General features: G+C 56.4%; 17 protein-coding genes. 12 read left to right on the top strand and 5 right to left on the bottom strand.

Going from position 1 to position 18,439, the window contains the following annotated elements:
• Nucleotides 1-3: 3 nt before the first annotated feature.
• The 4 genes from UF64_RS16110 to puuE all read right to left on the bottom strand — a co-directional run bounded on the left by UF64_RS16110 (nucleotide 4) and on the right by puuE (nucleotide 3,096).
• Nucleotides 4-513, bottom strand: coding sequence for an ureidoglycolate lyase (locus UF64_RS16110; RefSeq protein ID WP_200892691.1), 510 nt, complete (start codon nucleotides 511-513; stop codon nucleotides 4-6).
• A 9-nt stretch (nucleotides 514-522) separates the two neighbouring features.
• Nucleotides 523-1,539, bottom strand: a complete 1,017-nt coding sequence (gene alc / locus UF64_RS16105) for an allantoicase (RefSeq protein WP_044829652.1) — start codon at nucleotides 1,537-1,539, stop codon at nucleotides 523-525.
• Between the two features lie 76 nt (nucleotides 1,540-1,615).
• Nucleotides 1,616-2,143, bottom strand: coding sequence for a 2-oxo-4-hydroxy-4-carboxy-5-ureidoimidazoline decarboxylase (gene uraD / locus UF64_RS16100; protein ID WP_044829651.1), 528 nt, complete (start codon nucleotides 2,141-2,143; stop codon nucleotides 1,616-1,618).
• Between the two features lie 38 nt (nucleotides 2,144-2,181).
• Complete coding sequence (gene puuE / locus UF64_RS16095; protein ID WP_044829650.1) at nucleotides 2,182-3,096, bottom strand: allantoinase PuuE; 915 nt, start codon at nucleotides 3,094-3,096, stop codon at nucleotides 2,182-2,184.
• Between the two features lie 696 nt (nucleotides 3,097-3,792).
• Between puuE and uraH the strand changes: the two genes are divergently transcribed.
• The 9 genes from uraH to UF64_RS16050 all read left to right on the top strand — a co-directional run bounded on the left by uraH (nucleotide 3,793) and on the right by UF64_RS16050 (nucleotide 14,635).
• Entirely contained in the window at nucleotides 3,793-4,146 is a 354-nt protein-coding gene (gene uraH / locus UF64_RS16090; RefSeq protein ID WP_044829649.1) for a hydroxyisourate hydrolase, read from the top strand.
• An 8-nt stretch (nucleotides 4,147-4,154) separates the two neighbouring features.
• Nucleotides 4,155-5,651 carry a xanthine dehydrogenase small subunit gene (gene xdhA / locus UF64_RS16085; RefSeq protein WP_044829648.1) on the top strand — a complete coding sequence of 499 codons (1,497 nt, stop codon included), beginning with the start codon at nucleotides 4,155-4,157 and terminating at the stop codon, nucleotides 5,649-5,651.
• On the top strand, nucleotides 5,644-8,040 hold the full coding sequence (gene xdhB / locus UF64_RS16080; RefSeq protein WP_044829647.1) for a xanthine dehydrogenase molybdopterin binding subunit: 2,397 nt from the start codon (nucleotides 5,644-5,646) through the stop codon (nucleotides 8,038-8,040). The genes xdhA and xdhB overlap by 8 nt, the downstream gene beginning before the upstream one ends.
• Before the next feature lie 3 nt (nucleotides 8,041-8,043).
• Nucleotides 8,044-9,078, top strand: a complete 1,035-nt coding sequence (gene xdhC, locus UF64_RS16075) for a xanthine dehydrogenase accessory protein XdhC (protein ID WP_044829646.1) — start codon at nucleotides 8,044-8,046, stop codon at nucleotides 9,076-9,078.
• Nucleotides 9,079-9,188: 110 nt separating this feature from the next.
• Nucleotides 9,189-9,662, top strand: a complete 474-nt coding sequence (locus UF64_RS16070; protein ID WP_200892690.1) for a nucleoside deaminase — start codon at nucleotides 9,189-9,191, stop codon at nucleotides 9,660-9,662.
• A gap of 63 nt (nucleotides 9,663-9,725) precedes the next feature.
• The gene (locus tag UF64_RS16065) at nucleotides 9,726-11,357 is read left to right on the top strand and encodes an ABC transporter ATP-binding protein (RefSeq protein ID WP_052657672.1); all 1,632 of its coding nucleotides are present in this window, start codon (nucleotides 9,726-9,728) and stop codon (nucleotides 11,355-11,357) included.
• Nucleotides 11,344-12,423 (top strand): ABC transporter permease, encoded by a 1,080-nt coding sequence (locus UF64_RS16060; RefSeq protein WP_152630721.1) that lies wholly within the window; start codon nucleotides 11,344-11,346, stop codon nucleotides 12,421-12,423. Before UF64_RS16065 ends, UF64_RS16060 begins: the two co-directional genes overlap by 14 nt.
• A complete protein-coding gene (locus UF64_RS16055) occupies nucleotides 12,423-13,343 on the top strand; it encodes an ABC transporter permease (protein WP_044829643.1) in 921 nt (306 codons plus the stop codon). The genes UF64_RS16060 and UF64_RS16055 overlap by 1 nt, the downstream gene beginning before the upstream one ends.
• 209 nt (nucleotides 13,344-13,552) lie before the next feature.
• The gene (locus tag UF64_RS16050) at nucleotides 13,553-14,635 is read left to right on the top strand and encodes a BMP family ABC transporter substrate-binding protein (protein WP_235285110.1); all 1,083 of its coding nucleotides are present in this window, start codon (nucleotides 13,553-13,555) and stop codon (nucleotides 14,633-14,635) included.
• Nucleotides 14,636-14,761: 126 nt separating this feature from the next.
• Here UF64_RS16050 and UF64_RS16045 read toward each other — a convergent pair whose 3' ends face one another.
• A complete protein-coding gene (locus tag UF64_RS16045; RefSeq protein ID WP_044829642.1) occupies nucleotides 14,762-15,133 on the bottom strand; it encodes a hypothetical protein in 372 nt (123 codons plus the stop codon).
• Between the two features lie 431 nt (nucleotides 15,134-15,564).
• Here UF64_RS16045 and UF64_RS16040 point away from each other — a divergent pair, with 431 nt between their 5' ends.
• The 3 genes from UF64_RS16040 to UF64_RS16030 all read left to right on the top strand — a co-directional run bounded on the left by UF64_RS16040 (nucleotide 15,565) and on the right by UF64_RS16030 (nucleotide 18,434).
• Nucleotides 15,565-16,098, top strand: coding sequence for a PAS domain-containing protein (locus UF64_RS16040; protein ID WP_044829641.1), 534 nt, complete (start codon nucleotides 15,565-15,567; stop codon nucleotides 16,096-16,098).
• A 51-nt stretch (nucleotides 16,099-16,149) separates the two neighbouring features.
• Complete coding sequence (locus tag UF64_RS16035; RefSeq protein WP_044829640.1) at nucleotides 16,150-17,319, top strand: methyl-accepting chemotaxis protein; 1,170 nt, start codon at nucleotides 16,150-16,152, stop codon at nucleotides 17,317-17,319.
• 77 nt (nucleotides 17,320-17,396) lie between these two features.
• Nucleotides 17,397-18,434 (top strand): histone deacetylase family protein, encoded by a 1,038-nt coding sequence (locus UF64_RS16030; protein WP_044829639.1) that lies wholly within the window; start codon nucleotides 17,397-17,399, stop codon nucleotides 18,432-18,434.
• Nucleotides 18,435-18,439: the final 5 nt, after the last annotated feature.

The raw sequence follows: 18,439 nt of genomic DNA, 5'->3' as shown, positions 1-18,439 counted from the left end.
GGATCAGGCCCAATCAAGCGTGATGGCCTCGCCATCGACCAGGGGCAGATCGACCTCATTGAGGTTGTTGCCGGGGCCACTGCGATCAACGATCAGGAAATCGCTGTCTTCTTCAAGGACGAGTAACGGGTGGTGCCAGACGTTTTTGGCGTAGGTCACGCCCTGCGTGCCATCTGACAGAAATGCGCGCAGGTCTTCGGGCTTGGGTGTGTCTGTGCCCGTAGCGACCACAATCAGGAACTTCTGACCCGAAAGCGGGATGAAGGCCTGTGATCCCAGCGGGTGGCGTTCCATCATCCTGATTTCAATCGGCTTGGGCCGGGGTGTGCCGCGAAAGATGCTGATGATCGGGGCACCGCCTTCGTCCCCGACATCGACGCGCGAGATATCATGGAACCGCGTCGTGGTGCCCTGATTGATCTTGTAGCTATCGCGCGCGGTGGCAGTCGAGATGACCTCGCCAAAGGGTTCGAAGGCCTCTGGCGTCAGATATTCGATGGGAAGCTGCATCACTTGGCCCCGTTACTTCGTCGGTTTGCCAAGGATGCGCAAACGGCTGATGCCGCCATCGGGGATCGAGTTGACCCGAAGATGGGTGACCGGACCATTGACGGTAAGGGCCGATGCATCAAATTCGTGGATGTGATCTGCCTGCATCTTGCTTTCGGGCAGGATGGTCGACCAGAACATCGAACGTGCGCGCAGCGACTTGTCCTTTTCACCGTCAACAAATGCGCCCTGAATGGACACGCGGTCGGGATAGTTGCCCTTGAAGTGGCAGGTATCGACGATGATCTTTTCGATTTCGCCAGGATTGCCGAGTTCGACAATCAGCCATTCATTGCCAGGTTCACGACGACGACGGGTTTCCCAGCCATCCCCCATATTGACCCCGCGGCCGGGGGCCAGAATGGCGTTCGGGTTGCCGTAATGGGCATCGGACCAGTCCAGAACCACACCGCCATTGATCATCGCGGCCAGATCGACCTGTTCGCCCTTGGCGGCCATTTCAGTCCAGTCGCGGTTCGGGCGACCATAAACGCGCAGACGGGCGACACCGCCATCCGGGTAAATGTGCAGACGGACGTGGGTATAGATCGCATCTGAGGTCACATCGGCATAATGATGTGCGCTTGCGCCAAGGCCCATGGGGGTAACGATTTCGTCCCACTTGGCGTCGTCTGCCGGATCGCCATCCGGGCAATAGCAGCCTTCAAGCGATGCCGCCGGCGGGAAGTTGCCGGTGAAGTGGCTGGTATCGATATCAACACCGTAAATCCGGCCCGAGGTCGCGAGGCGGACAACACAGTAATCATGGCCTTCGACACGTTTGCGGCGGCTTTCCCAGCCATCCATCCATTTGCCGTGATCGTCATAGCGATCCGGATAAAACACCGCGTCAGCGGTTTGCAGCATGCGCTGCTTGTCGGCGAAGAAATCGTCGGTCGCAAAGATTGCTTCTGCGCCCAGACGTTCGTCGGCCAGATTGACAAAGCGCCGTGCAAATTCCGGTGCGTCGGTGTTTTCCTGATGGCTCATGGTCGTATTATCCTGAAATAGTCGTTTATTATTTGGCGTTCGTCATTGGTCACCGGATCGGGTGCTGCGGGTGATCCTACAGCGCTTCGAGCCGCAATTTGGCAATGCGGTGAACCTGTGCGATCGCCTCGTTGAATTCGGTTTCGGTATCGTTTTTCACGCGGCGTTCAAACGCATCGAGAATATCGGTGCGATGGAAGCCCTTGACCGCAAAGATGAACGGAAAACCGAACTTCTGTTTATAGAGGTCATTGAGCTCGGTAAAGCGGGCAAGTTCATCAGGCGTGCATTGATCAAGGCCGGCACCCTTTTGCTCGCTTTGCGAAGACGCGGTCAAATCAGCCAGCGCAAGCTTGCCAGCAAGATCGGGGTGGGCGCGCAGAAGCGAGAGTTTGTCATCATCAACCGCACCGTTGACGATGGCTGCCATGGCATCGGCAAGGGACGCAGGATTATCGAGGTCATCGGTAATCCCGCGCGCATAAAGCTGATGGGCGACCCATGGGGAATGTTCATAAACCCAGCCATAAAGCGAGACAAACGCGCTTTCGGCGAGCGTGCTTGGCGGGCGGGTTTCAAACAGGGACTGATTGGTTTCTGTCATATCGACCTTGTGTTTCTCGATCGGGCCTGGCCGTAACCTCAGCCACCAAATGGGTGATGTTCGCGCCAGTGGCGGGCGATATCAATGCGCCGCGCAAACCAGACATTGTCGTGGCTTTGGGCATAATCGACAAAGCGCTTGAGGGCTGCAAACCGGCCCGGACGCCCGACGAGGCGGCAATGCAAACCAATCGACATCATGCGCGGGGTTTCGGTCCCTTCTTCATAAAGGGTGTCGAAGCTGTCCTTGAGATACTGGAAATACTGTTCACCGGAATTGAAGCCCTGCATGGCGGCAAAGCGCATGTCATTGGCATCAAGGGTGTAGGGCACGATCAGGTGCGGAGTTTCTGTCTGGGTGCTCCAGAACGGGAGTTCGTCACTGTAATCATCGGCGTCATAAAGGAAGCCGCCTTCTTCGGCCACCAGACGGCGGGTGTTGGGGCTGGTGCGCCCGGTATACCAACCAAGCGGGCGAACGCCTGTGACGTCCTTGATGATCTCGATCGCCTTGTGAAGATGTTCGCGTTCCTGATCTTCGGCCATGTATTGATAATCAATCCAGCGATAACCGTGCGAGCAGATCTCGTGACCGTCCTTCATCGCGACTTCGCCGACGCGCGGGTGGCGGGCCAGCGCCATGGCGACGGCAAAGATGGTGATCGGGATCTGACGTTCGCGAAACAGGTTCAGGATCCGCCAGACACCAACGCGCGAGCCATATTCATAGATCGACTCCATGCTCATATGGCGGACACCTTCGCGCATGTCGGCACCGATCATTTCCGACAGGAAAGCCTCGGACGCGCGGTCACCATGCAGGATGCAGTTTTCGCCACCTTCTTCGTAGTTCAACACGAACTGAACAGCGACGCGCGCCTTGTTCGGCCAGTTGGCCTTGGGCGGGTTTTCACCGTAACCAATCAAATCACGCGCATATGTCTGGTCGTTCATGCGAACCTTCTCCTGAATTCTGTGGGATTGATCCCGTACGCCCGGCTTTGTTGTCGGGCCCGTTTGGTGTAGCATTAACCATCGGCCGCAGCGCAGCAAGAAAGAAACCTGTGCGTGGCGGGCCAAAGACGTGCCGCACTATCAAGGCTGTTTTGATAATGTTCCTGGACGGGATCAGATTAGTGCCGCGTTATTCGCGGTCTATCAAGGCGTTTCGCCTGTGTTTGCGTTCATAGTGCCTGAAACTGTTGTTTTCGTTTTTCAAAGAATTGTTGATATAGTTTCACTTTATCGCCTCTTTCCCCCGGACGGGGTGTAATGCGACGATTTTAAATCGCTTAAAAATTGGTTCGGCACAAAAACACAAACAGAATGCCGACCTCGGGGAGAAGCGACCGCTCATAAAATGAGGGTCAGGACCTATTAATTTGATTTGAATGGCAGACTTTATATTTGTGAAATCCAAGGAAAAGCTCGCGGGGCGGGTTGGTATCCCGACCAAGAGGTTTGACGCCGGAGTTTGCAAATATAACGTCTGTCCTTCGGATTAAACGGATTTGCACGGGCTACTTTGTCGAGAAACCTTGAAAGATGTTTATCTTCCTGCGGTTTCGCTCCGCGTATCCGCACAAATCTGTTTAACCATTCAAATCAAATTAATAAGTCCTGACCCTAGAACGAGAGAGGAGGCCCGGCATGGGACGACTGACCACCCATGTACTGGATACGGCAAAAGGCTGCCCGGCTGCCGGAATCCGCATTGAGCTGCATCGCTTTGGCAATGGCCATGATGACATGGTTGCCGAAGCCGTGACCAATGCCGATGGCCGCACCGACGGGCCGATGCTGGAAGGCGCCTCTTTCAAACCGGGTCAGTATCAGCTTGTTTTTTATGCGGGCGATTATTTCGATGCCAGTGGCACCGAACTTCCCGAGCCGAAATTCCTTGATCAGGTCGTGATCCGTTTCGGTATTTCCGACGGGCAGGCGCATTATCATGTGCCGCTTTTGCTGTCGCCGTTCGGCTATTCCACCTATCGCGGCAGCTGAGGTCAGACATGGCAAGTGCGACCGGGTCCTTCCGTTCTGATATCCGTTTTCTGCTTGGCGACGAGGAACGCAGCCTGCGGGGTGTTGATCCGCAGATGACGGTTCTTGAATATCTGCGCCTGTCTGAGCGCAAGGCGGGAACGAAGGAAGGCTGTGCCGAGGGCGATTGCGGTGCCTGCACGGTGGTGCTGGGCGAGCCCGATGGCAAAGGCGGCATGGCATATCGCACTGTTAATGCCTGCATCCAGTTTGTCCCGACCCTTGATGGCAAGCAGCTTCTGACGGTCGAGCATCTTAAATCGACGGACGGCACCCTGCATCCGGTTCAGCAGGCGATGGTCGATACCCACGGATCGCAATGCGGTTTCTGTACGCCGGGCTTTGTCATGAGCCTTTATCAGCTGTGGCTGGATGGTGGCGAGGATGACCGGGGGGCGATCAATGATGCCTTGGCCGGGAACCTGTGCCGCTGCACCGGCTATGGCCCGATTATCGAGGCCGCGCGCAAGGCAGGTGGTGTTGCCGCCAATGACAGTGCCGAACAAAAACGCCGGGCTGATGTTGCCGCCAGATTGACCGCGATGGTCGAAGGCGAGGGCACGCTGGCACTCGAACATCCCGCCGGGCGGTATTTTGCGCCGCGCACGTCTGATGAATTGGCCGCCCTTTTGGTGGCGCACCCGGATGCCACGGTTCTGGCCGGGGGTACGGATGTCGGGCTTTGGGTGACCAAGATGCTCAAGCGTCTGGACCCGATCATTTACATTGGTGATGTTGCCGATCTGAAATCGGTCACCGAGACCGACGATGCATTGGTGATTGGCGCTGGTGTGACCTATAGCCGCGCGCATGATGCACTAGGTCGGGTGGCATCCGATGTTGGCGAACTTGTCCGCCGGATCGGATCGCGGCAAATCCGCAATGCTGGCACAGTGGGCGGGAATATTGCCAACGGGTCCCCGATTGGCGATACGCCGCCGGCCCTGATTGCGCTGGGGGCAAAGATCGTGCTGCGCATGGGCGATGTCCGGCGTGAAGTCCCGCTGGAAGACTTCTTTATCACCTATGGCAAACAGGACCGCCATCCGGGCGAGTTTGTTGAAAGCGTGATTGTGCCCAAACCAAAAACTGGATTGGTGTTCAAGGCCTATAAAATCTCCAAACGCTTTGATCAGGATATCACCGCCGTTCTTGGCGCCTTTGCCATCAAGGTTGATGAGGACGGCAAGGTTGCCGAGTTCCGCGCGGCCTTTGGCGGCATGGCGGGCACCCCGATGCGGGCCAGGAAATGTGAAGAGGCCCTGATCGGCAAGGATTGGGATGAGGTGAACCTCAATGCCGCGCAGTTGGCACTGGCCAGCGAGTTTTCCCCGATGAGCGATATGCGCGCATCGAAGGAATATCGCATGTTGGTGGCGCAAAACCTTTTGACCAAGTTGTTTATCGAAACCAGTGCGCCCGATATTGCCACCCGCCTTGTTGGCAAGGAGGCAACGCATGTCTGATCAAGTCATGAAAGCCGATAAGGACGAGGTGATTGCACCGACCGCCGGATTAAGCGGGGGTGTCAGATCAAGCTCCAAGCATGACAGCGGCCCGAAACACGTGGCGGGTGAGGCGGTCTATATTGATGACATCAATGAGCCGTTTGGAACGCTTCATCTGGCGCCGGGTGCCTCGAACATTGCGCATGGCAAGATTACCAAGCTGGACCTTTCCAAGGTGCGCTCGGCCCCGGGTGTGGTCTGTGTTCTGACCGCTGAAGACATTCCCGGCGTGAATGATGTTTCGCCCGCGCACACCCACGATGAGCCGGTCCTGCCTGATGGCATCGTGCAGTTTTATGGCCAGCCGGTCTTTTGTGTCGCGGCAGAAACCCGCGCGCAGGCCCGTGCCGCCGCCCAACTTGCCGAGATCGAATATGAAGAACTGCCAGCGGTTCTTGATGTGGTCGAGGCACTGGAAAAGCAGCTTTTCGTCGCACCGGCACATGTAATGAAGCAGGGCGATGCCAAATCGGCGCTGGCGCGCGCCAAACATCGCCAAACGGGTCGGATGGAAATTGGCGGGCAGGATCACTTTTACCTTGAAGGCCATATCAGCTTTGCCATGCCGGGCGAGGATGGCGATGTGTTGCTGCATTGCTCCACCCAGCATCCATCGGAAGTGCAGCATAATATTGCCAATGTGCTGGGCCGTCCGGCCAATGCGGTCACGGTTGAAGTGCGGCGCATGGGTGGTGGGTTTGGCGGCAAGGAAACCCAGGCGATGCAATGGGCGGCCCTTGCGGCCATTGTTGCAACCAAAACCGGACGCCCCGCGAAGTTCCGACTGGATCGTGATGACGACATGGTCATGACCGGCAAGCGTCATGATTTCATTGTCGATTACGATGTCGGCTTTGATGATGACGGGCGGATTTGCGGGCTCGATATCCAGTATGCCGCCAATTGCGGTTTTTCTGCCGATTTGTCAGCCGCGATTGCCGACCGTGCGATGTTCCATACTGACAATGCCTATTACCTTGGCGATGTCGAAATCCGGTCCTATCGCTGCAAGACCAATCTTGTGTCCAACACCGCGTTTCGTGGATTTGGCGGGCCGCAGGGGATGGTTGCGATTGAGCGTATCATTGATGAAATCGCAATGACCGTTGGGCGCGATCCAATGGATGTACGCATTGCCAACTATTACGGCGGCAAGGGTCGCGATACGACGCCGTACCATATGGTGGTCGAGGATAATGTTCTTTCGGAGCTGACCGACGATATCCTGAAAGCCAGCGATTATCGCAAGCGCCGCGAAGAAATCGCTGCGTTTAATGCCGAGAGCCCGGTCCTGAAAAAGGGCCTGTCGCTGACGCCGGTGAAGTTCGGGATTTCCTTTACCACGACGTTCCTTAATCAGGCCGGTGCGCTGATCCATGTTTATCAGGACGGGTCGGTGCATCTGAACCATGGCGGGACGGAAATGGGGCAGGGCCTGTTTATCAAGGTCGCCCAGGTCGTCGCTGAGGAATTCCAGATCGATCTTGATCAGATCAAGATCACGCCAACCAATACCGGCAAGGTGCCGAATACTTCGGCAACCGCGGCCTCAAGCGGGGCGGACATGAACGGCATGGCGGCGCGCGATGCGGCGATGACGATCAAGAACCGCCTGATTGCCTTCGCCGCCGAGAAATATGGTGTCGCGGAAAGTGCCGTGCGCTTTGTGCCTGGCAAGATCATTGTTGGCGACACGGAAGAGTTGGCTTTCGCCGATCTGATCAAGCAGGCCTATCTCGCGCGTGTGTCGCTATCCGCGACCGGTTATTACGCGACGCCGAAAATCCATTATGACCGCGAAAGCGCATCGGGCCGGCCGTTTTATTACTTTGCCTATGGCATGGCCTGTTCGGAAGTTTTGATCGATACCCTGACCGGTGAATACAAGGTGACGCGTGTTGATATCATTCATGATGTCGGGCGGTCATTGAACCCGGCAATTGACCTTGGCCAGATTGAAGGCGGCTTCATTCAGGGCATGGGTTGGCTGACATCCGAAGAACTGTGGTGGGACGAAAAGGGCAGCCTGCGTACCCATGCGCCGTCGACCTATAAAATCCCGGCATGTTCTGACCGACCGGAAGATTTCAGGCTTGAGCTTTGGTCGTCCGGACGAAATGTTGAAAAAACCATCCATCGTTCAAAGGCAGTCGGTGAACCGCCCTTGATGCTGGCGATTTCGGTGCATCGTGCGATTGCCGATGCGGTGGCATCGGTGACGAACCACAAGATCGTCCCGGCCCTGGATACCCCGGCAACGCCCGAGGCGGTTTTGCATGCGGTTGCCGATTGTGCCAAGCGGATGATTGAGCAGGTTCATTCCGCGCAATCGATGGCGGGGGAATAGGTCATGACCCTGTCGCGCAGCGATCATATCAGGCTTCTGTCCCAGCCGGGTCCGGTGATGCTGGTCAGTGTGGCGGCCATTCGTGGATCGACCCCGCGCGAGGTGGGTGCCTTCATGCTGATCACGCGTGATGCCATTTCCGGCACGATCGGCGGTGGCAATCTTGAGCATCAGGTGACGCGACGCGTCCGCGAAGGTCTGGATGCGGGGGCCGATACCCTGCCGCTTGCCGAGATCGTGCGTTTTCCGCTGGGCCCCGGGCTTGGGCAATGTTGCGGCGGCTCGGTCGAGGTTGGCTTTCATCTGTTGCGCGGGGTTGCCAAGGAAACACTGCGCACGGTGTTGCAAGAAATTGAAACTGCGCCGGTCCGTTCCGATGGCCACTGGGTGACGATGCCGACCGATTGCAGCGAGATCGCGCGGGTGAGTGGTGCGCATGCCAAGATGCTTGCGGGCAGTTTCGGGGCCGCACGCGGCGGGATTGTATCGCTGAACGGGGTGGAAACGCTTTGTTTGCGGCTTGATGATGCGCGAACCCCGATGTGGATTTTTGGTGCCGGGCATGTTGGCAAGGCGGTCGTGCAGGCCTTGGCGCCGCTGCCATTTGATATTCGCCTGATCGATTCGCGCGAAGAGTTTCTGGCGGGTGTTGAGGGCGAAAATGTTCAGGTTTGTCAAAGTGATAAACCCGAAGCCGAGGTCGCCGACATTCCGGCCGGGGCGCATGTTTTGATCCTGACGCATAACCATGCGCTTGATTTCGAGATCTGCCGGGCGGCTTTGGTGCGGGATGATCTTGGTTTTGTTGGCATGATCGGCAGCCAAACCAAGCGTGCACGCTTCATCCGACGTCTTTCTGATCGGGGGTTGAGTGCGGTTGAAATCGGTCGTCTGACCACTCCGATTGGAATTCAAGGCATTACCGGCAAACAGCCGGTGGTGATTGCGGCATCGGTTGCCGCACAGGTGCTATCCGTGCGTGAAGCACAGATGGCGCATACACAAACGCCCAAATCCGCATCAGACGGGGTGGGTTGAGTGAAACACCTTCATTGAAGGTGGCATTAATGATAAAGGGCCGCGCAATGACGGCCTGATCAGGCGGTTCGGGGTACCGGGCCGGAGGTTTCGTAGAGGAGAGTTTGGCTGTGTGTGACGCCAAGGGCCATATGCGCCATGCCGTGGATTTGTCGCGGCAAAAGATGGATGAGGGATGCGGTGGACCGTTCGGGGCAATCATTGTTCGCAATGGCGAAGTGATTGCGGAAGGATGGAACAATGTCACGTCCCAGAACGACCCGACCGCCCATGCCGAGGTCAGCGCCATTCGCGCGGCCTGTGCGAAGCTGGGCACGTTCAATCTGTCGGGGTGTGAAATCTATACCAGTTGCGAACCTTGCCCGATGTGCCTGTCTGCGATCTATTGGGCCCGCTTGGACAAGATCTATTACGCCAATGGGCGCGAAGATGCTGCTGCCATCGGGTTTGATGATCAGTTCCTTTATGATGAGGTGGCAAAGCCGATCGAAGAGCGGTCCTTGCCGATTATTCATGTCGATTTGCCCGAGGCGCGCGAAGTGTTTGCCGCCTGGGATCTCAAAACCGACAAGATCGCTTATTGAGACCGTTTGATTGCAGTGCGTTATGGGGTAAAACGGCGTGTTGGGTGCAAGACATATCGCTAAATGGGGGTGGCAACAGTGACGTCAACGACCGGTGAAGCCGGGGCAAATACCGTGAAGGGGGCAGGGCCAGCGCAGCTTGAAGTGCGCGGCGTGACCAAAGCCTTTCCGGGCTGTCTGGCCAATGACGATATCAGTTTCCGTATCGAGCCTGGTGAAATCCACGCGCTTCTGGGTGAAAATGGTGCCGGCAAAAGTACGCTTGTCAAAATTATCTATGGCGTGCTGCAGGCCGATGAGGGCGCGCTGATCTGGGAAGGCAAGCCGGTTACGATCGCAAGCCCGCATGATGCGCGCGAAATGGGTATCGGTCTGGTGTTCCAGCATTTCTCGCTGTTTGAAACCATGACGGTGCTTGAAAACATCGCACTTGCGATGAATGACGTGCGCGATATGGATGCGCTGCGCAAGCAGGTGCTTGAGGTTGAAAAGACCTATGGCCTGCCACTTGACCCGGACCGCCATGTTTACACCCTTTCGGTCGGTGAGCGTCAGCGCATCGAGATCGTGCGGTGTCTGCTTCAGAACCCGAAACTTCTGATCCTTGATGAGCCGACCTCGGTCCTGACCCCGCAGGAAGTGGAAAAGCTGTTCGAGACGCTGCGTCGTCTGGCCGATGAAGGCTGCGCGATCCTTTATATCAGCCACAAGCTGCATGAAGTGAAGGCGCTGTGTCATAAGGCGACCGTGCTGCGTGGTGGCAAGGTTGTCGGTGGCTGTGACCCGCGCGAAGAAACCGCGAAATCCATGGCCGAAATGATGATTGGCCAGAAACTGACCGCGCCGGACCGCGGCGAAGCCCGCCAGTTTGGCGATGTGCGCCTTGCGGTTTCCAATCTGTCGCTTGAAAGCGATGAGCAGTTTGGCACTGACCTTAAGGGCATTAATCTTGAGGTGCGCGGCGGGGAAATCATGGGTGTTGCCGGGGTTGCCGGTAATGGTCAGAACGAATTGTTCCGCGCCCTTGCCGGGGAAACCGAACAGGAAGCAGCCCCCGACAGCATCAAGATCGATGGCAACCCGGTTGCCCATTTCGGCCCGCGCCGGCGTCGTCGTCTGGGTGCGACGTTTGTGCCTGAAGAACGCAACGGCCATGGGGCGGTGCCCGATATGAGCCTGTCGGAAAACGGGTTTTTGACGGCGTTTCGCCGCATGGCGCTTTCCGCACGTGGTCTGATCCGTGAAGTGCCGACCAAGTCATTCGCCGATAACATCATCAAGACGTTTGATGTTCGAACCACCGGTTCGGGGGCAGAGGCCGGGTCGCTTTCGGGCGGGAACCTTCAGAAATTTATCGTCGGGCGCGAAATTTTGCAGGACCCGGGCGTTCTGGTGATTTCCCAGCCGACCTGGGGTGTTGATGCCGGTGCTGCGAGCGCCATTCATCAGGCATTGCTTGATCTGGCAGCCAAGGGGACAGCGGTTCTGGTGATTTCGCAGGACTTGGACGAGATTTATGCCATTTGTGACTCAGTCGTTGTGATGGCGGAGGGCAAAATGTCCAAACCGCGTCCGATGGCAGATGTCAGCATCGAAGAAATTGGTCTGTTGATGGGGGGGCTTCATGATCTTGAAGGCCAAACAAACCCGGCGCACGACACGCAAGTAGAGGGAGGTCGCCTTGGTCAGGCTTGAACCCCGTCGCCAGCACTCCCAGGCGATGGTTTATCTGTCGCCGGTTCTGGCAATCCTTATGACGCTTGTCGTCGGCGGGATCATCTTTGCCTTTCTGGGCAAGAACCCGTTTGACGCGCTTTATACGTTCTTCATCCTGCCGATCAATAACAGCTATGGCATTTCCGAGCTGTTCGTGAAGGCGACCCCGCTTGTCATCATTGCGGTCGGTCTTGCCATGGGGTTCCGGGCTAATGTCTGGAACATCGGGGCCGAAGGCCAGCTAACCATGGGGGCGATTTTCGGCGGCGGACTGGCGCTTTATTTCCATGACAGCGAAAGCATTCTTTTGATGCCGGCCATGTTTGTTCTGGGCGCGCTGGGCGGTGCATTCTGGGCTGCGATCCCGGCATTGCTACGGACAAAGTTTAACGCCAACGAAATTCTGACCAGCCTGATGCTGACCTATGTCGCGACGCTGTTCCTGAGCTTCCTGGTGCATGGCCCGTGGCGCAACCCCGAAGGGTTCAACTTCCCGGAATCGCGCCCGTTCCCGGATGCCGGGTTGCTTCCGATCATCTTTGAAGGATCGCGTGTGCATCTTGGCACAGCCGTTGCGGTGTTTGTCGTGATTGCCGGGTGGTTGTTGCTGTCAAAGTCCGTAATCGGCTTCCAGCTGCGCGTTGTTGGCAAGGCCCCGCAGGCCGCCCGCCATGTCGGGTTCCGTCAGAAACGCATGGTCTGGTTTACGCTTCTTCTGGGTGGTGCACTGGCCGGTCTGGCTGGGTTGTTTGAGGTATCAGGTCCGATCGGGCAGCTTCAGCCATCCATCTCGCCCGGCTATGGTTTTACCGCGATTATCGTGGCGTTCCTTGGCCGTTTGCATCCGGTTGGGATTCTGTTTGGCGGTATTATTATGGCGCTGACCTATCTTGGTGGGGAGCTGGCGCAGATTACATTGGGTCTGCCCAATGCAGTGACCGGGCTGTTCCAGGGGATCTTGCTGTTCTTCCTGCTGGCCTGTGATGTTTTGACCAAGTACCGCATTCGTTTCGGCGCCATCGCCGCAAAAGGGAGAACCGCATAATGGAATGGATTGTTCCCTTTATCCTGACGGTGATTACCGCATCCACCCCGCTTTTGCTTGCCGCAACTGGCGAGCTGGTGACCGAGAAATCCGGTGTGCTCAACCTTGGTGTTGAAGGCATGATGCTGGTTGGCGCGATTGCCGGTTTTGCGGTGACGGCTTCAACCGGGTCGGCCATCCTCGGCATTCTGGCCGCAGTTGCGGCGGGCACCTTGATCTCGTTGATCTTTGCGTTCTTGACCCTGACGCTGATGGCCAATCAGGTGGCGACGGGCTTGGCACTGACGATTTTCGGGGTTGGTTTCTCGGCCCTGGTCGGATCGGGCTTTGTCGGCTTTGCGATTGAGCCGCTGCCAGCCCTTGCCATCCCGGGTATCAGCGCCATTCCGATTGTTGGTCCGATCCTGTTTGGGCAGGATTTCCTCGTTTACCTGTCGATTGCGGTTGTGATCGGGGTTGCGTGGTTCCTTGCGAAATCGCGGGCCGGTCTTGTGCTTAAGGCAGTTGGCGATTCCCATCATTCGGCACATGCGATTGGCTATTCCGTGATCAAGATCCGCTACCTTGCCACGATGTTTGGCGGGGCGATGGCGGGCCTTGGTGGGGCGTATCTGTCGCTTTCCTACACGCCGATGTGGGCGGAAAACATGACCGCGGGTCGCGGCTGGATCGCGCTGGCACTTGTGGTGTTCGCCACCTGGCGTCCGGGACGTCTGGTTGCCGGGGCTTATATGTTTGGCCTGATTTCGGTGATGCAGCTGCATGCGCAGGGTGCGGGCATTCATGTGCCCAGCCAGTTCATGTCGATGCTGCCCTATCTGGCGACCGTGATCGTGCTGGTGATTATTTCAAGCGACCGTGCGAAAATCAGACTGAATGCGCCGGCCTGTATTGGTCAGGCGTTCAGGGCTGCCCAATAGGGATTGGGCGGCTTTGTGTGCGGGACCGAAACACGTCAAATGATGTTTCGGCCCGACCGGGAGGAAGACTGTACTTGCCAAACCTCACACAAGCCGGGCACAGCCTGGCCGGTTTGTGTGAGATTTGGTTTGTGCAGGAACGCGTCATTGATTGCGATCAGGAATTACGTATAAATCCTGATTGAGTGTCTAACAGGGAGACTGAAATTATGAATGCAAGCCTCGTGAAGCGCACACTTGCCGCCGTTGCGGCTGTTGGTGCCCTCGCAACCGGCATGGGTGCAGCCCAGGCCGAAGACGTTAAAGTCGGTTTTGTCTATGTCGGCCCGATTGGTGACCACGGTTGGTCCTATCGCCACGACATCGGCCGTCAGGCGATTGAAGCCGAACTCGGTGATGCTGCTTCAACCAGTTTTGTTGAAAGCGTTCCGGAAGGTGCCGACGCAGAACGCGTGATCCGTCAGATGGCCCAGACCGGCCACAACCTGATCTTCACCACCTCGTTCGGTTACATGAACCCGACCGAAAAAGTTGCCAAGCAGTTCCCGGATGTCAAATTCGAACATGCAACCGGTTACAAGCGCGCCGACAACCTGTCGACCTATGCGGCACGTTTCTATGAAGGCCGTTATGTTGCTGGCGTGATCGCCGGTAAAATGACCAAGTCGAACGTTGTGGGTTATGTCGGTTCCTTCCCGATCCCGGAAGTTGTCCGTGGCATCAACTCCTTCATGATGGGTGCATGGTCGGTTAACCCGGACGTTGAAGTCAAAATCGTTTGGGCCAACACCTGGTACGATCCGGGCAAGGAAGGCGATGCGGCCAAGGCGCTGATTGATCAGGGTGCAGACATCATGGTTCAGCACACCGACAGCCCGGCACCGCTTCAGGTTGCTGAAAACCGTGGCGTTCTTGGCTTCGGTCAGGCGTCTGACATGATCAAGTTCGCACCGAAAGCACAGCTGACCGCGATCGTTGATAACTGGGACAGCTACTATGTTGCCCGTGCCAAGGCTGTTGCCGACGGTACCTGGGAATCCACCGACACCTGGGGTGGCATCAACACCGGCATGGTCGAAATGGCACCGTACACCAACATGCCTGACGACGTGAAAGCACTGGCAGAAGAAACCGCTGCCAAAATCTCTTCGGGTGAATTCCACCCGTTCACCGGCCCGATCTATGATCAGACCGGCGAACTGCGTGTCGCAGAAGGCGAAGTTGCTGATGACGGCATGCTGCTGGGTATGGACTGGTACATCAAAGGCATCGATGCCGAACTGCCGAAATAAGTCGAATTTCCGATCCATCCGGATCGGTCAAATGACGAAGCCCCGTGCATTCATTTGCGCGGGGCTTTTTTCTTGGCAGGTTGTGAGTAGTCGCACCGGAGAAGTTGCGACCACCTGATATGTGATCTAGCCGTGCTTCTTTGCAGGGTCGGGCTTCTTGGCCTTGGGTTCCGCAGCCTTTTCATAGGCGACCATTTCGGTGCGCAGATGAAACAGCGCGTACAGGGCCGCGCGCCAGCCATGCAGCTTGACCTTGTGTTCGCGGGTCTTGCCCGCCCACTTGTCGCGGAAGCGTTCCATGTCTTCGCGGCGATTGAAATAGATCACCATATCAACAATAGGATCGGACGAATCGCCACGCGGGATTTCGATGTTGCGAATGCCCATCGTCCAGTTCTTGCTCAGGACATTGACGTCGAGCCAGTCGAGCACCCCTTGCGCGGAATGCTTTTCATGTATGACGACGCGATATGGAAAATTCCGAAGATCTTTCGTCATCCGCTGTGTTCCTGACGGTTCCCGTTTCGGTTGATGATACATGAAATTATTACAGACGTGCAGAATTCCTGTTTGCGGCAATCAGGTCGCGTCTGGATGTTTTGTGATGCTCAACCCGGTTTCCAGTCGGTGGTTCATTCCATCATTTCCGGATTCGGCAAGTTCGGCGCCTTGCATCTCTTGGTTGATGAAGTGATTACGCCTCTATGAAGCCTTCTGTAACAATCAAGGGTTGAATAGTGGGGGGGGCGATAATGCTTTATCCAATAATAATTCCAGATTTGTCTGTTAGATATTGAGAAAGAAGCGTATGAAAACCTAGTGTATTCAGTTAGTACTGTCATTTATACATCATAATAAGTTAAACAATACTCTTGGCAGCCTAAGGTTGTCCGAGTGTTTCAATTAAAAAAAGTATCGGGGTCTAAAAGGTGAGCGACAAGCCTTCAGGCATTCAGCCTTCGGGAAGGGAACGCCATTTCAAACCGGATGAATTGATCGTCAGCAAGACCGATCTCAAAGGGCACATTACCTATGCTAATGAGGTGTTCTTGCGCCTTTCTGATTATTCCGAAGGTGACGTTCTCGGAAAGCCGCATGCGCTCATTCGCCATCCGGATATGCCGCGCTGCATTTTCAAGCTTTTGTGGGACCGGATTTCTTCCGGTCACGAGATCTTTGCCTATGTCGTGAATATGGCGAGCAACGGTGACCATTACTGGGTCTATGCCCATGTGACGCCAACCTTTGACGCCAGTCACAACGTGGTTGGGTACCATTCCAACCGCCGGGTCCCTGATCCGAAGGTTCTTAGCGAAAAGATCATTCCGCTTTATGCGGAGCTTTGCGAGATCGAAGACAGCGTGCCCAATCGCAAGGACGGCATGAATGAGGCCTTTGCGGCCCTGGAAAAGAAGCTTTCTGACATGGGCTTGTCCTACGACAGGTTTGTTCAAAGTCTTTAGACGTATCCCCGGGTGGCTCCCCACCCCCGAAATCGAAGGTTCGAGGTTCTAATGTCGCTATTTGGTGGTTCAAAATCAGGTATCAAAAAAGCACTGGATGTGGTTCTGGCCGCAGCCGATGGTGATTACGAAGCCCGCATTACCAATGTCGACAGTCATCCGGACATGCGCGAACTGTTCATTGCGATCAACCGTCTGATTGACCGCAATGACGCGTTCCTGCGCGAAAGTGCTGCATCGATGGGGGCGGTTTCGGAAAACCGCTATTACCGGCGCATCGTCGAGACCGGGCTGGTTGGGGAATATCTGTCTTCGGCCAAGCGCATCAATGCGGCCAGTGCCTCGATCGAACAGAAGCTTTCGGGCTTTGCCGATATCCTTGATGAATTCAAAAGCGGTTCTTTTGCCGCTGTTGATGATATTGCCAATGCCGCCTCTGCCCTGGCTGAGGCATCGGGGGATGCCAATTCCATCGCCCATGAAACCAGTTCGCGTTCGACCAATGTCGCGGCAGCAGCCCGCCAGACGGCGGCCAATGTCAGCGAACTTTCCGTGGCATCCGAAGAGCTTAATGAATCGATCCGTGATGTTTCCCAGCAGGCTCGTGAATCGGTTGAAATTGCCAACCGCGCCAACGGCCTTGCCCAGGAAACCGATGGCCGTATTGGTCAGCTTGAAACTGCGGCTGGCGAGATTGTTGAAGTGGTCAGTTTCATCCGCGATATCGCCGCCCAGACCAACCTGCTTGCGCTGAACGCCACCATCGAGGCGGCCCGTGCGGGTGAAGCCGGCAAGGGCTTTGCGGTTGTCGCAAACGAGGTCAAGGGGCTTGCCAACCAGACCAGCAAGGCGACCGAAAGCATCGAGGAAAAGGTTCAGGACATCCAGACCGCGATCGAGCAGTCTGTCGGTTCGATCCGCGAAATTGCCGGTGTGATTGATGATCTGGCCGCCCGTTCGGACACGATTTCGGGCAATGTCGAAACCCAGGCAAACCTGTCGTCCAACATCACGCGTAATGTCGAGCAGGCATCGGGTGGCGCACAGGAAGTGACCGACAATATCACTGTGGTTTCCGACATGGCCGGACGCACGGGTGAGGCCGCCGACACCACGCGCGACATGGCGGGCCGTCTTGCCGATCAGTCGGAAAACCTGCGCAATCAGCTTGGTGTGTTCCTCGATACCATCGAAAAACTGCTTTATACCGCCAAGAAATAGCCGCTTTCTGCGTGCAACACGTCACATCGGGCGTCATGATGGTGGCCGATAGAAAGTTTTAGTAGGAGAGCGGTGCCATGCGGGTTTTCTTCAATTCGCGTCACGATGCCCATGACGGGGCAGGCGAAATGCATCACGGCCGTATGGTACCGTGTTTTGAAAACGCGCGACGCATTCCGATCATTCGCGATGCAGTGGCGCATGCGATCAAGGCGCAGCTGTTTGATCCCAAGGATCACGGCATGGACCCGATCCGCGCCATCCATGATCCCGACTATATCGATTTCCTTCAAACCGCGTGGGATAGCTGGACCAAGGCCGGCAATAAGGGCGATGCGTTCCCCTATGTCTGGCCGACCGGTGGTTTTTCCGGCGGCAAGCCCGAACATATCAGTGCGCGTCTGGGGCAATATGCCATTTCATCGGATACCCCGATCACGCAAGGCACATGGAAGGCCGCCTATTGGGGGGCGCAAACAACCATATCGGCCGCCGACGCAGCCTGGAGCGATGGTGAATCCTCCTTTGCCCTGACCCGTCCGCCCGGGCATCACGCGCATGCCAATCGCTATGGCGGTTATTGCTTCTTGAATAATGCTGCCATCGCCGCCCAGCACATGATTTCCAAGGGTGCGAAAAAGGTCGCCATCCTTGATATCGACTACCATCATGGGAATGGCGCGCAGGATATTTTCTATGAGCGCGGGGACGTTCTGACGATTTCGATCCATGCCGACCCGACCCATCAGTTCCCGTTCTTCATGGGCTATGCCAATGAAACCGGCCGCAATGACGGGCAGGGGGCGAACCTTAATGTGCCGCTGCCAGGCGGCAGTGATTTTGGTGCCTGGGGCGCTGGCTTTGCCAAGGCGATGCAGAAACTTCTGACCTGGCAGGCTGATGCGCTGGTGGTCGCCCTTGGTGTGGATGCCCATGAGGCCGAACCGATTTGCGACTTCAAGCTCCAGACCGATGATTTCAACCGTATTGGTCAGATGATCGGGCGGCTTGGCCTTAAAACCATGTTCACCATGGAAGGTGGCTATGCTCATGACGTGATCGGGCTGAATGTTGCGGCCGTGTTGAGCGGCTATCTTGAGCTTGCCAAAAACTAGGCCAG

This window comes from Thalassospira sp. HJ (genome assembly GCF_000948415.1).
Classification (GTDB): domain Bacteria; phylum Pseudomonadota; class Alphaproteobacteria; order Rhodospirillales; family Thalassospiraceae; genus Thalassospira.
This window is presented reverse-complemented; position numbering and strand designations above follow the sequence as displayed.